We start from the raw sequence: 14,046 nt of genomic DNA on the forward strand, positions 1-14,046 counted from the left end.
TTTCTCCTAGTCGTTTACTTTTATTTTTTTAAAATACCAAATTATCGTACTAATGATTAAAATAACGAAAAAACTAAGCAAACTAATTATTTTTCCAATTAGTAAACCAGGGGTTTGGTAAGTTAATTTAATCTTATGATTACCTGCTGGAATTACTCCACCAACAAATGCTTGGTTAACAATTTGAATAGTAGCAGGGTTTCCATCGATAGTCAATTTCCAACCACTAGAGTATGGGATTGAACTGGTTAACACCGATTTATGAGAATTATGACTAATTCCAGACACTTGATTGTTATGGGTCTTAAGTTTAGTTAAGCTATTTTTTTGGTCATGTTTAATTTGAGCTTGGTACTCTTTATTAAATGGAACAACAATCAATCGTGCCTTCTTAAAATGCATTGAAGTTATATCAGAATACTTAAGGTTAATTTGTTTGCGAGCTTTAGATGAGAATCCTAAGTTAATTAATGCGTGCTTTTTAGGAATGTAGTTTGATAATTCATCGGTTCCTAATTGGGTAACAGCATTGCTCATTCCTTTGGTTGAAGCGGTTAAAACGAAACTTCCATTATTGTAAGTGGAAATATTTTTCCGGAAAAGATTAAGTTGAGCAAATTTGGTTTCAAAACGATTATTTAACGCATTTCGATTATTTTTAATTTGTTCAATTTGATAATTACTATTATAGTTTCCTTGAATTCCATCCAATTCCAAATACAATTCGGCATGTTTGGTTGAATTAGGATGCTTAATTTTCAGTTCAGTAGGAATTGAGTGGCCTAATGCATCACGGGTTAAGTAATGAAGACCATCCTGATTTTGTTTTTGTAGTTTCTCTTCAATGTTTTGATTCTGTTCTAAAATAGATTCAATTTTATCTGCAGAAGCATAACGATTGTTAGGGGAAGTCATTTGATTAGCTTTTTTGGCAAAGTCAGATTTGTCTAAATCTTTTTGGTTAGTAATTAAATTAGTATTATCAAAATCAACCGTATATTTTAGATTTTTAGTCTTGCTATGGTAGTTAACTGATTTAATTCCAGAAATTGGTTTTGTAACGTTAGTAGCATTGATTAAAGCCTGTTCTTTATCATTTACTGAAAGCTTTTTAAAATCATTTTGGGGAATAATTTTAGTTTGAGTGTACATCAATGGTAAAGCATTTTTATTTTTGGCTAAGACCGTTCCAACTTCATTTTCTTTACTAGGAACATTGCTTCCATTTTGGAATAATTTTGGTTGGTGATTCTGATCACGAACTAGTTTAAAGCCATATGGTAATGATTTTTGGGCTTTATCAGAACGCACGAACATGTATTTGACCCCAAACAAGTTTTCCAAGGAGGAACGATAGTCGTTTTGAGCAACTGGATTGTTTGGGGTAAATTGATTATTTTGGAGAGTTCTTTCTAATTTACCAACAAATCCGTTTTCCACTGTTAAATAAGAAGCAATATCATGTGTTCCTAGAATCATTGGAAGATTTGAAGCAGCATTGAAGTAGTCGGTGTTAATAAAATTATCGCGTTCATCAGGGAAATAATGATATTTAGGACCAATCGTTGTTCGATAAGTTTTTAATTTAGGCTTAACAAATTTTTCCGCACCATCATAGTAGTTTTGCGTATATGATTTAGCAACATTTTTATTCAACATTCCTTTAGAGTAACCGCTGCTGTCAGGACTATAAAAGCCAATTCCAAGAGAAATCAAGTTGATTGTAACTAATACGAGAACACTACTAATTAACGTTGTTGGTCTCCACTTGAAAAATTGTGCAGCAAATAAGATTCCAATTAAAATAAACAATAAGAAATATTCAGAAAAATCATGACGATGAACCTTGAAGATAAATCCATTACAAATCCAAACTAGAATCACTAATCCAATTGAAGCAAGCGCAAAAATAGTTAAATCACGTTTTGAAAGCGTTGTTAAGTGATCAGCGAAAATCGCAGTTGCTAATCCAATTGGCAATAAAATCAAGGAAGCCCAACGGTTAGATGGTGAAGCTAAAGCATTGAAAACGGAACTGAACGCCGGAATTAAGATTCCAATCATGGAAATGATTAGGGCTGCGTTAATGGTTTTATATTTATTAAAATGACTGAGGGTATAAATGATGGCTAAAAAACTAAAACCACTAATTCCAATTAAAAGCCAGAAGTTAAAGGTTCCACCTAAACCAATCATTTTTCCGGGAAGGTTTAGATAGTAACTGGTTGGATAAGTTAAATAACCATTGGCAAAAACATTCTTAATTCTGGTTGATTTAAAGGCATAGAGAATCGTGGGAATAAATAAGATGCTAGCTAATGCAATCCCACTGATGATTGTTCCAATTAATTTAAGTAAACTGGATTTGAAATTAAACCAAGGTTCTTTTCGTACAGAAAAGTAGCGAATGATTACATAAATGATGCAACCTAGTCCTAATATATAAGCAAAGTAGAAATTACTCAAAAAAGTAATTAAGGTTGCTAAAACTAACCACCACATTGATTTATTATGAATGATTTTTTCAATTCCTAATGCTAAGAGAGGAAAGAAAATCAAAGGTAAAATGAAGAAGGCATGATGTAAACCAGCATATAAAGCATAACTACCAAATGTGTAGGTTAAAGTGCTGATGACCAAACTATATTTTTTAAAGTTAAATTGTTTAGCAAATAAAAGAAATGATAGACCAGCACAATAGAGACGAAGGAGGACTAAAAAGCTGTAGCCAAATTCGATTTGATTTTTGGGGAAAAATATAATCAAATAGTTAAATAAATCACCAACAACATAGTAAGAAAAGCTAGTTAATTGATCTGCTCCCATTCCAATATTCCATGACCAGTGGGTTAATCCTTGCGATGGATGTTGAATGAAATGAAGTAACATATCATGAAAACTTACTAGAATTGGATAATGTTGGGCAATTCCATCAAAACTCCAAATTAACGAAGTATCAGTTAATGAAAACATAAAGGCAAAAGTCGATGTAATTACAGCAAACAAAATGGTGTAACCCAGCCAAGCTGGTATTTTTTTAATTGCGTTCATTATTAAAACTCCTTAAATAAAAAACGAGGCATAGCCTCGTCTTTATAGATTATTTATCGGATTCATCTTGATCATCGTCAGTTTCAGTTTCAGTTTCAATTTTCTTAACCCCAAACCAGTCGATGAATGAATTTTCGTAGGCTAACACTTTGAATTCAAAGTCACCTAATTTGACCACATCTCCAACTTTAATGTGAGGATTGTGTTCAATGATGAAACCAGAAAGAGTTACAATATCTGATCCATCAAAGGCTTTGATATCCGTATCGAAAAGTTTTTCAAAGTCATAAGTATTCATTTTTCCGCCAATTTTGTATGTACCATTGGGTTGGCGGAAAATAGCGGCATGGTTAACTGTATCAATTTCATCACGAACTGTTCCAAATAACTCTTCATAAATATCTTTATCGGTAATAATTCCTGAGGTACCACCATATTCATCAATCACAACTACGATTGGTTGATGGTTACTGATCATTTGTTGGAGCACCATCGCAATCGGGGTCGTTTCAGAAGTAGTACTAATTTTACGGATGAGACTCTTGATTGGTTTTTCTTTATTGATTTGAGCTTGTTGAATTAAGTCATAGATATAAACATAACCCAAAATATCATCTTTATCGTTATCCTTAACAACGGGAAGTCGACTAAATTTGGTGTTGAGGTAAGTTTCAATGGCCTCTTCATCAGTGGCATCAATATCAATGGTCTTTAAACGGGTCCGATCAATCATGACATCTCGAGCGGTTTTATCATTTAATTCAAAAACCCGACGCATGTAAAGGTAATCGTCTTTTTCTAAGTCACCATTTTTAACGGCTGCTTTAGAGACACTTAAAATTTCAGATTGAGAAAGGGCTTCATCGTTTTCATTTGCAACAGGAAGACCTAGCATTTTAACTACTCCAGCTGCTGAAACATTTAATAACCATACAAATGGGTAGAACATTATGTGGAAGTAGTGAAGTGGACCACTAACAACTGCTAAAACCTTAAGTGGCATATCAATACTAAGGTTTTTAGGTAAGATTTCGGTGAAAACCACTTCTAGGTAAGTTAAAATTAACACCCCAATTACTACACCAAAACCGTGGGCAGCAGCACTGCTTAAGCCAATTCCAGAAGCACCAAATAAATCAACAAAGATTTCAACGGCAAATGATTCACCAATCCATCCTAAAATAATTCCGGCAAGTGAAACTCCTACTTGAGTAGTAGATAGGTATTCATTAAGGTTCGTTACCATCTTCATTTCGAGCTTAATTTTGTGTTTCCGCTTTGCACTTGTGTTCTCGTCATCGAGTTCTTCTTGTAAGGCAGTCGGCCGTGATTGCACTAGAGCAAATTCACAAGCAACAAAATATCCCGCAAAGAAGAACATCACTAATATAATAACTAAGTCGACAAAAATCGATCCAGTAACCAAAAAGCATTCCTCTTTTCATTTTAATAAAATAGTAGTCAATTCAAGTCAAAATTAAAAATTTGACGTTACACTTAATAATTTTACCATAATATGGAAGAAAACACGTTTTTTTCCAAAATTATTCAACGATAATAGTAAATTTTGGTTAACTCGAATGATGACCACTGAAAAATTAAAAGGGCTTAGTTATAATTAAACAAAAGGGGTGGAAAAATGACACAAAATTTAACTGGGCTTACCTCAGCTCAGGTCCAAACCCGAATTGCTGCAGGGGAAAATAATACTGCAACAGAATCATTAACGAAAAGTAGCAAACAAATTGTTTTTGAAAATACGTTTACCTTATTTAATTTAATCAATGTAATTCTTGGAATTTTGGTTTTTTTAACTGGTAGTTATAAAAATATGTTGTTTTTATTAATTGCTACAGTTAATACTATGATTGGAATTTTCCAAGAAATTAGAGCTAAACGACAAGTTGATAAAATGGCATTGTTATCACAATCAAAAGTGACCGTGATTCGCAATGGTAAACAGGTTGAAATTGAACCAGAAGGAATCGTTTTAGATGATTTGCTTGTTTTACAATTAGGAGACCAAGTTCCGGTTGATGGGATTGTTAAAGAAACTCAAGAATTAGAAATTGATGAGTCCCAAATCACTGGAGAATCTGATGTAATTATTAAAACGGATGGTGAAAGCTTAATTTCTGGGAGTTTTGTGGTTAGCGGGCATGCGATTATGCAAGCCACGGAAGTTGGAAAGTCCACCTTTGTAAATTCATTAACCGAAAAAGTTAGCAAAACGGAAAAAAATAATAGTGTGTTGTTGAATTTAATTAAACGAATTATTCGCATTTTAACAATTATCATTATCCCACTGAGTCTGCTCTTATTTGCTTCCCGTTTGTGGCATGGTGTTGCTTTGAATCATGCTATTTTAGGGACTGTAGCAGCGATGATTGGGATGATTCCAGAAGGATTGATTTTACTTTCATCCGTTACCTTAGCGATTTCTGCTTATCATTTAGCTCGGAAACAAGTGTTAGTTAGAGATTTAGCATCTATTGAAACGTTGGCACGAGTTGATACACTTTGCTTGGATAAAACAGGAACGATTACGAATGGAAATTTGCAGTTTAAACAATTAGTCTTATCTCATGGACAAAATGAGAAAATGGTTAGTGACATTTTGGGTTCGTTAGTTAAAGAAATTGATGATACTAATGAAACCGCCGAAGCACTGAAAACAGCCTTTCCTAGTCATCCATATCACGCACAACAAATTGTGCCATTTTCTTCTGCTCGTAAGTGGAGTGGCGTGCAGTTTGAACAGGGCAACTATGTGTTAGGGGCTCCACAATTCGTGTTGCAATTAAGTGAGCAACAAACACAGCAAGTACATGGATTTGCGGCAAATGGTAATCGGGTTTTGGCGTTAGTCAAAGCTGATGAAATGAGTCGAGATGGCATAACTGGTGCCGAACTAGTCGCATTTATTTTGATTACGGACGTGATTAGAGCGGATGCTCCTAGCACTCTGGCCTATTTTGCTAATCAAGGAGTTACTGTTAAAGTAATTTCTGGTGATGATCCGACCACCGTGGCAGCGATTGCGCAACGAACGGGAATTGCAAAAGCTGAGCAACTAGTTGATATGACAACGGTGGCGGATGATGCCAATTATCATGATTTAGTCGCTAAAACGACCGTCTTTGGGCGCGTTAAACCCGAGCAAAAAGAACGATTGGTAAAAGCTTTACAGGATAACGGGCACACTGTAGCCATGACCGGTGACGGAGTAAACGATATTTTAGCTTTGCGTCAGGCTAACTGTGGGATTGCGATGGCTTCAGGAAATGAAAGTACCAAAAGTATCGCAGGCTTTGTGTTAGTTGATTCTAATTTTTCAGCTTTAATTCAAATTTTAAATGAGGGTCGACGCGTGATTAATAATATCGATAACATCGCAGCTTTGTACTTGGTCAAAACAATGTTCTCAATTATGTTGAGTTTGATTTTTATTTTCATGGCCAAAAGTTATCCATTTCAGCCCATTCAACTCACACCAATTAATAGTTTGATGGTTGGAGTTCCGTCATTCTTCTTAGCATTGGCACCCGAATTTCATCCAATTAAAAATCGTTTCTTCACCGGAATCGTCGAAATTGCGCTTCCGTCAGCTATTTGTGTGGTGATCTATATTATTCTAATTGGCGGAATTGGTAATTTATTAGGATTTAAAGTTGCTACAACTGATACGTTAAACGTTTTGTTAACGGGATTGATTAGCTGGCAAGCATTGCTATTAGTGAGTCGTCCTTTAAACCGTTATAAAGCCATGATTGTTGCAGGAAGCATTATTGGGTTTATGGGATTGTTTATTATTTTTGGGAAGTTTTTCTTTCTTGCTAGGTTGTTTACCTGGCAGGTTGGCGGAATTGGTTTGCTGTTATTGCTAACAGTTAATCCGGTTTTCTTATTAGTTCAGAGATTAGTTAATTATTTTAGAGATAAGAAAATTTCTATTGGAAAACTGGATAGTGAGTGATGAAAAAAATTGAAGATTTTTTAGAACTAAGTGAAGAACAAGCGATAAATTACAATTTTGCTAGTGATGGTGAAGAAGCTGATCGTTCAGCACTTGCAAAAGAAGTTTATGGAAAATTATTTTCATTTTATGATAATGATAAATTTTATAAACAAACATTTGAGTGGTTTAATACTGAAAAGAAAGAATATGAAGATTTAACTGGTGATACATTAATTACTTGGCGCATACCAATTATGAAAAGATATTATAACCAAGCATATAAGTCATTAAAAGATGATAAAAAGAATCAAATTAAAGATATTTTAAAAAAATATGCACCATTTGATGGGCCAGTTGAATTTGCTGAGAACGCTGATAAAGAAAAAATGCAATTATCAAATTACTATGTCTTGGGAAATCTGGGTCTTACCCCTACGTGGGGAGGAATTAATTCTAAAAGAGCACTTTGTTTTAATGATTGTTACGATGCTTTTCTTAGATTATTGAAAAATTTTTATCAACAAAATGGAAACGAATATATTAATGATTGCATTGTTGGTCAAGCTATTTTAGAGCAAAAAGATTACTTTGAAAGTTATAAAGATATTAGTAATGTTACAAATAACGATAAGGTTACGGATGATAATAATGCATTTAACAATTTTATAAATGTCAATTTATCCATAATTGGCGAGAATACCCCCACTTCGACAAGTGGGGGATGAATCGCCTCCTTAAAGCACGATAGTGCTTTTTCTTTTGCGCTATGGTATATTTAGTATATGTTAAAGGATCGTGGTGATAACAATAGAATTAGATAGAAATCAGCACTCAGTATATCTACTCAATTATCATTTAGTAATGGTTGTTAAATATCGGCGTAAAGTCATTAACGATGAAATATCTGAGTATCTGAAACATCGTTTTGTAGTAGTTGGTCAGTCTTATGGTATTAATCTTCAAGAGTGGAACCATGATATTGACCATGTTCATGTCTTGTTCCGCGCAACACCGCATACGGAGATGGCTAAGTTCCTGAACGCTTATAAATCATCAAGTTCTCGAATGGTTAAGAAACTATTTCCAGAAATTAAGCGTCAGTTGTGGAAATCCGCTTTTTGGACCCAAAGCTATTGTTTAATTAGTACTGGTGGTGCACCGTTAGAAGTAGCAAAAAAGTACATTGAAAGTCAAGGGAGAAAGTAATGGTTCTTAAAGCCGTGAAAATGCGTATATATCCTAATTCCGAGCAACGTGACCGTTTAATGCAAACCTTCGGTTGCGCTCGTTTTGTGTGGAATCAGATGCTTAATATGCAAATTGAGCGGCAAAAGAACAATCCAGAAGCCAAGTTTGTCAATGCCTTTGGCATGAACAATCTTCTAAAACGATTAAAAGAAGAATATCCCTGGTTGAAGCAAGCAGAATCAACATCCTTGCAAAGTACTAATCGCAATCTAGCCGACGCCTTTCAGCGTTTTTTTAAAGGGCAAAATAAGTTTCCACACTTTAAGTCACGAAAGTATGCACAGAGCTATAACTCGAAATGTGTCAACCACAACATTAAAGTGATTGACAATCACCATATTAAGTTGCCTAAATTAGGGGTAGTTTACTTTCGATCAGGACGTTTGCCACAAGGCAAAATCAAGAACGTTACTGTTCGCCTAACTGTTGCTAATCAATACTACATTACCGTTTTAACTGAATGCGAAAACCAAACATTAGCTAAGACTGGTAAGCGCGTTGGTGGTGATTTAGGATTAAAATCATTACTTAATCTATCCGACGGTTACAAAGAGCCAATTCACCATTTTGAAGATAAGTATCGTAAGAAGCTACACCATTGGGAAAGGTTGCGCAGTCGACGCTACCTATTAGCTAAACAAGCCATTGCTTGGAATTACCACAATAAGGTCTTAGCTCCACGGCAATTAGACGACTTCAAAAACTACCAAAAAGCTCGTGTCATGGTTGCTAAATATCGTCAAAAAATCGCCAACCAACGGTTGGATCAGTTACAAGAGTTCACAACCAAGTTAGTTAAACAATATGACATCATTGTGCTAGAAAAACTTAACATTAAGGGCATGTTGAAAAATCATAAACTAGCTCGAGCGATTACCAACGCTAGTTGGTCTAAGCTAGTTAGTATCTTGCAGTATAAATGTGATTGGTACGGTAAAAAACTCATTCAGGTTAATCCAGCATATACTAGTCAAATCTGTATTAACTGTGGGAAAAGCAACCATCGGTTAGGTTTAGATAAATCGGAATGGCTAGATGTTCGTGAATGGGATTGTCCCAACTGCGGGACCCACCTAGATCGCGATATCAATGCAGCTCAAGTAATTCTGAAAAAGGGGTTAGCTACCCAATAATTAAGCTATTTAGGCCTGGGACGGGCCTTGGTCAATAGTCGTAACCTCTGCTCGAAAGTTCACTTAGAACCGGTAGAGTAAGTATGCGATGTTCCCAGAATCTCCCACTTCAAGCGTCAAGCCGTAGGCTTAGCTAAGTGGGAGTAGTTCAATACAAGATTTCACCGATGGATATGATGAAAATAATGCCTACAACGTAAAAAATTTAGCTTCTTCAGAAACGTTTGAAGAATATGTAAAAGAGTCAGCTAAAGTAATTAATGCTAGATCAAAACGAATGTGGAAAGAATTGCAAACAAAATAATATTAATATTTTGTGGACAGAAGAATAAATAACAAATAACAGCCAAGTCCTGATTAAATTCAGTGCTTGGCTGTTTTATTACCCGAGTATGTTATTAATTGAGCAATATTATTTATAATGGATATAAAAATCTTTAATATACTGATAAGACAGTCTTTATAAAGATTTTTAAACAAATGTTTGGCAAAACAAAAAGAGTGTGATATTATGAAATTGTGAAATGAATAACAATTAAACGTTTATGAACCGGAGGGTGAATAATATGGTAGAAAAGAAACAACCAAATGTTGAAGCAATCAAAAAGAATATTGATGATATGGTTGCCAAAGCACATGTTGCCTTAGACGAAATGAGTAATTTTGATCAAAAGAAAGTTGATCACATTACCCACGCAATGGTAATTGCCGGGGTAAACGCTCACCAAATGCTTGGTGAAATGGCCTTTAAAGAAACTGGTCGTGGAGTCGCTGAAGATAAAGCAATTAAAAACTTATTTGCCACTGAAGAAATCTGGAATAACATCCGGAACGATAAAACAGTTGGTGTAATTGAAGAAAACTCAGAAGAAGATTTAATCAAAGTCGCTGAACCACTTGGTGTGTTAGCAGGAATTACTCCTGTAACTAACCCAACTTCAACTACTTTATTCAAATCAATTATTTCAATGAAAACTAGAAATGCAATTATCTTTAGTCTTCATCCACAAGCTATAAAATCATCAATCAAAGCTGCTCAAATTATGCGTGATGCTGCGATTGCTGCTGGTGCTCCTAAAGATGCTATCCAATGGATTACCGAACCAAGTCGTGAGGCAACTAATGATTTGATTCAAAACCCAGGGGTTGCATGTACTTTAGCAACTGGTGGTCCTGGTCTTGTTAAAGCTGCTTACTCAACTGGTAAACCAGCTTTAGGTGTTGGTCCTGGTAATGGTCCTGTTTATATTGAAGAAACAGCTAACATTCCTCGTGCCGTTAATGATTTAGTTTTATCAAAAACTTTTGATAACGGAATGATTTGTGCAACTGAAAACAGTGCTGTGATTGATGCTTCAATCTACGACGATGTAAAAGAACAACTTTCACTTAACCGAGTTTACTTTATTCCTGATAATGAAAAACAAAAATTAACTGATGCAATGTTTGACAGTACTCGTTTGAGTGTTAAAGGCCCAATCGCTGGAGCAACTGCTCAACAAATTGCTGATATGGCCGGAATTAAGGTTCCAAAGGATACTCAAGTTCTTGCTGTTGAAATGACTGGAATTGGTCCTAAATACCCAATGTCTGGTGAAAAACTTTCTCCTGTAATTTCAGTTTACAAGTCAAAGAATCATGAAGATGCCTTTAAAATTGTAGCTAAATTATTGAACTACGGTGGATTAGGTCATACTGCTGCTATTCAAACTAGAAATGATCAATTAGCTGTTGACTTTGGTGTTGCTGTAAAAGCTTCACGGGTCTTGGTTAACTCACCAGCTGGTTTAGGTGGTGTTGGTAACCTTTACAACAACATGACTCCTTCATTAACGTTAGGTACTGGATCATGGGGTAATAACTCAATCTCACATAACGTTACTGACTACGACTTATTGAACATTAAGACAATCGCAAAGAGAAGAAATAATATGCAATGGATTAAATTACCTAAGATTTACTTCGAAAAGAATTCAGTTCGTTACCTTAAAGATATGCCAAACATCAAGAAGGCCTTCATCGTTACCAGTCCTTCAATGGTTAAATATCACTACGTTGACAAAGTTTTAGATGAATTAAATGCACGTCCAGATGGCGTTCAATACTACATCTTTGATGATATCCACGACGAACCAACAACTGATATAGTTCAAGCAGGGGTTACTCAAATGCGTGGCTTCAAGCCAGATACCATTATCGCTTTAGGTGGTGGTTCACCACTTGATGCTGCTAAGATGATGTGGTTAATTTACGAAAACCCAGAAACTGACTTCTTTGGAGCAAAACAAAAATTCTTAGATATCAGAAAACGTGCTTACCGCTTTGAAAAACCAAGCAAGTCACAAATGGTTGCAATCCCAAGTACTTCAGGTACTGGATCAGAAGTAACACCATTCTCAGTTATCACTGATTCTAAATTACACATCAAGTACCCATTAGCTGATTACGCTTTGACCCCTGATGTTGCGATTATTGATCCTCAATTTGTGGCTACGGTTCCAAAGAAAACCATTGCTGCTTCAGGACTTGATGCTTTAACTCATGCCATTGAATCATACGTATCAGTAATGGCATCTGACTACACTCGTCCCTTATCACTCCAAGCCATCAAGATGATTTTTGAAAACTTGACTGATTCTTACAATGGCAACATGGAAGCTCGTGACAAGATGCACACTGCTTCAACCATTGCCGGTATGGCCTTTGCAAACGCCTTCTTGGGAATTACACACTCAATTGCTCACAAACTTGGTGGACAATTTGGAATTACTCACGGTATCGCAATTGCAATTACCTTGCCACATGTAATTCGTTACAACTTTGAAAAACCTAAGAAGATTGCTACTTGGCCTAAGTACGAATCATTCCGTGCCGACCAAGACTACGCTGAAATTGCTCGTTACCTTGGCTTACCAGGATCAACTAACGAAGAACTCAAAGAAGCTTTGGTTCACAAGTTCATCGAATTAGCTCACTCAGTTGGTGTAACTTTAAGCTTGAAGGCTCAAGGAGTTAACAAAGCAGACCTAGAAGCTGCTGCAACTCATCTTGCTGAATTAGCTTACTCTGACCAATGTACTACTGCTAACCCTAAAGAACCACTTTTCGCAGACCTTAAGAAGATGATTCTTGAAGAATACGATGGAGTTGGGGTTGAAACTGAAACAGATAAAGAAGTTTAATTAAACATAAAAGCACATCGTCATTGACGATGCGCTTTTTATTTTTTAATTGAATTAATTAAAACTGCGATTAGTTGTTTTTCTGGCTCTTCGTCAACTGTTGTTGGTGAATCCATATTTCGAGTTCTAATCACTTCGTGATTAGGGCTCTTTTTGTTTTGATTTTGAAAACGTATAGTACTCGAGTTCTAAACCTCCAGAAGCTGCGATAGCCAAAACTGGCTCGTTTGATCGCCTTGATTTTATTATTAGAACCTTCCAAAGGACCATTTGAATAGTGTGTGGTAAAGGTGTTACGAATCTCATCATGATGGCTTTCAAGTGTTTTAATCGTGTTCTTCATTTCTTCAGAATACGTTTTGTTATTCCAAAATGCCGCATTGTAGTTATGCCAATCTTGATGTTGGACAGCTGACCGGACGCTGTTTAAGACTTGATAAGTTTGTTCTAGTTCTGAATCCAACGATAACAGCTGATGGACAACATCGGTGGCAGCCATCCAGTAAGGAAAATTAGTCCACTTTTTGAATTGTTCAAAGTTAAGCTGTTCAGTTGGTACTAACAACAGCTTCCAGTAGCGCTTAAGGGCGTGAAATTCGCGAGAAGACGGGGTAAACTTCTTCATCACCTTGATTCTGGTTTTGTTAAACGCCCGATTTAGGGCGTTGATAATATGAAACTTGTCCATGACCACCATGGCATTGGGGAACACGGTCTGCACAAGCTTGGGGTAGGTATAATTCATATCAGTCACAATAATTTTGACGTTTTCTCGGGCAGCTTGATCGAAGCGGTAAAAATACTTCTCTAGTTTATTGATGGTTCGATAAGGGAGTAAGTCGATTAATTCATGGGTTTCGCCATTCATGAACTCAAAGCTCATGGTACCAGTAGCGCTCTTGGTACTCTTCACCTCATCCATTAAGATGATCTCTGGTAAATAGTGCCAATTGGTTTGAAAGTCTCGTTCAGCGCGCATTAACTGGCGGCCCACAAATGAATCTGATGCCGATACTTCATTGGCAATGTGCTTCAAAGAGACCGGTTCACCGAGCTTCTCTAGGCATTCTTTGCGGCTGGTGTTTGAAATTGTACAGTGTTTCGGAACTGTCACTGTTTGTGCAAGAAAGTTGCCGTGACATTCTTTACAGTGGAAATAGCGGCGCTTTAAGGCTAAGATGACGGTGTTGCTCAGAACCTTCGAGAATCTGATAGTGGTATTGCGCCAGCCGTAGTTAATAATCTTTTGATCATTGATAATCCCGCACTTGGGACAAGCCTTCGGCGTGTAATCCAAGTGGCCAGTTAAGCGAATAACCCCGTCTTCTCCAGTTTCACCGTCAGTAATTTTTAGGTTCTCGTCAGCTATTCCTAATAATAATTTTGTAGTATCATTACACATAGGGCATTTCCTTCTTTCTGAAAAATCTTCGTGGTGGTTGACTTGGATGAACGGACAGGAAATGTCCGCTTT

At 36.1% G+C, this 14,046-nt stretch carries 8 protein-coding genes; 5 read left to right on the plus strand and 3 right to left on the minus strand.

Going from position 1 to position 14,046, the window contains the following annotated elements:
- Positions 1–6: 6 nt before the first annotated feature.
- The gene (locus tag PY770_RS01090) at positions 7–3,051 is read right to left on the minus strand and encodes a YfhO family protein (protein ID WP_275045995.1); all 3,045 of its coding nucleotides are present in this window, start codon (positions 3,049–3,051) and stop codon (positions 7–9) included.
- Positions 3,052–3,100: 49 nt separating this feature from the next.
- Positions 3,101–4,477, minus strand: a complete 1,377-nt coding sequence (locus PY770_RS01095) for a hemolysin family protein (protein WP_275045996.1) — start codon at positions 4,475–4,477, stop codon at positions 3,101–3,103.
- A gap of 213 nt (positions 4,478–4,690) precedes the next feature.
- Here PY770_RS01095 and PY770_RS01100 point away from each other — a divergent pair, with 213 nt between their 5' ends.
- The 5 genes from PY770_RS01100 (at position 4,691) to adhE (ending at position 12,572) form a co-directional block, all read left to right on the plus strand.
- Complete coding sequence (locus PY770_RS01100; protein WP_275045997.1) at positions 4,691–7,027, plus strand: HAD-IC family P-type ATPase; 2,337 nt, start codon at positions 4,691–4,693, stop codon at positions 7,025–7,027.
- Positions 7,027–7,734 (plus strand): hypothetical protein, encoded by a 708-nt coding sequence (locus tag PY770_RS01105; RefSeq protein ID WP_275045998.1) that lies wholly within the window; start codon positions 7,027–7,029, stop codon positions 7,732–7,734. The genes PY770_RS01100 and PY770_RS01105 overlap by 1 nt, the downstream gene beginning before the upstream one ends.
- An 82-nt stretch (positions 7,735–7,816) precedes the next feature.
- The gene (gene tnpA / locus PY770_RS01110; RefSeq protein ID WP_275046090.1) at positions 7,817–8,215 is read left to right on the plus strand and encodes an IS200/IS605 family transposase; all 399 of its coding nucleotides are present in this window, start codon (positions 7,817–7,819) and stop codon (positions 8,213–8,215) included.
- Positions 8,215–9,390 carry an RNA-guided endonuclease TnpB family protein gene (locus PY770_RS01115; RefSeq protein WP_275045999.1) on the plus strand — a complete coding sequence of 392 codons (1,176 nt, stop codon included), beginning with the start codon at positions 8,215–8,217 and terminating at the stop codon, positions 9,388–9,390. Before tnpA ends, PY770_RS01115 begins: the two co-directional genes overlap by 1 nt.
- 566 nt (positions 9,391–9,956) lie before the next feature.
- Positions 9,957–12,572 carry a bifunctional acetaldehyde-CoA/alcohol dehydrogenase gene (adhE, locus tag PY770_RS01120; protein WP_275046000.1) on the plus strand — a complete coding sequence of 872 codons (2,616 nt, stop codon included), beginning with the start codon at positions 9,957–9,959 and terminating at the stop codon, positions 12,570–12,572.
- A 130-nt stretch (positions 12,573–12,702) separates the two neighbouring features.
- Here adhE and PY770_RS01125 read toward each other — a convergent pair whose 3' ends face one another.
- The gene (locus tag PY770_RS01125; protein ID WP_275045807.1) at positions 12,703–13,974 is read right to left on the minus strand and encodes an ISL3 family transposase; all 1,272 of its coding nucleotides are present in this window, start codon (positions 13,972–13,974) and stop codon (positions 12,703–12,705) included.
- Positions 13,975–14,046 lie beyond the last annotated feature (72 nt).

Origin of the sequence: Fructilactobacillus sanfranciscensis (genome assembly GCF_029023685.1) — a bacterium.
GTDB lineage: Bacteria > Bacillota > Bacilli > Lactobacillales > Lactobacillaceae > Fructilactobacillus > Fructilactobacillus sanfranciscensis.

Coding starts and splice junctions, on each gene's coding strand:
- PY770_RS01115 (WP_275045999.1), top strand. CDS start 8,215: ATGGTTCTTAAAGCCGTGAAAATGCGTATATATCCTAATTCCGAGCAA.
- PY770_RS01105 (WP_275045998.1), top strand. CDS start 7,027: ATGAAAAAAATTGAAGATTTTTTAGAACTAAGTGAAGAACAAGCGATA.
- adhE (WP_275046000.1), top strand. CDS start 9,957: ATGGTAGAAAAGAAACAACCAAATGTTGAAGCAATCAAAAAGAATATT.
- PY770_RS01090 (WP_275045995.1), bottom strand. CDS start 3,051: ATGAACGCAATTAAAAAAATACCAGCTTGGCTGGGTTACACCATTTTG.
- PY770_RS01125 (WP_275045807.1), bottom strand. CDS start 13,974: ATGTGTAATGATACTACAAAATTATTATTAGGAATAGCTGACGAGAAC.
- PY770_RS01100 (WP_275045997.1), top strand. CDS start 4,691: ATGACACAAAATTTAACTGGGCTTACCTCAGCTCAGGTCCAAACCCGA.